Source organism: Massilia sp. CT11-108 (assembly GCF_047302915.1).
GTDB classification, from domain to species: domain Bacteria; phylum Pseudomonadota; class Gammaproteobacteria; order Burkholderiales; family Burkholderiaceae_D; genus Telluria; species Telluria orientalis.
Window position 1 is genome coordinate 1 of the sequence record NZ_JBKYMO010001434.1, and the last position, 299, is coordinate 299.

The window sequence follows — 299 nt, forward strand, 5'->3', positions numbered from 1 at the left end:
GACCCTGGCCCGCCCACGCGGCCTGCAGGCGCTCCAGTTCCGCATGCGGCACGGCGCCATGCGCGGTCCAGTCGCCCGGCGCGGCGTCAGGGGCCGCGATGGCCCATTTGATCCTCGTGTTTCCAGCATCGACGAGCAGCAGCATTTGACCTCCCGGACATCAATCCTTCGTGCGCAGCGACACGTCGCCCGCCACGATCGTCACACGACCGGCCGCGGTGTCGAGCAGCAGCCGCCCCGTGTCGTCCACGCCGGCAGCAAGGCCCTCGTGCCGCACCTCGCCACGGTCGAGCAGGACG

The 299-nt window shown here is 71.2% G+C and carries 1 protein-coding gene; it reads right to left on the reverse strand.

Going from position 1 to position 299, the window contains the following annotated elements; translation table 11 throughout:
* Nucleotides 1-160: 160 nt before the first annotated feature.
* Complete coding sequence (locus ACEN88_RS35150) at nt 161-295, reverse strand: hypothetical protein (RefSeq protein WP_413347047.1); 135 nt, start codon at nt 293-295, stop codon at nt 161-163.
* Nucleotides 296-299 lie beyond the last annotated feature (4 nt).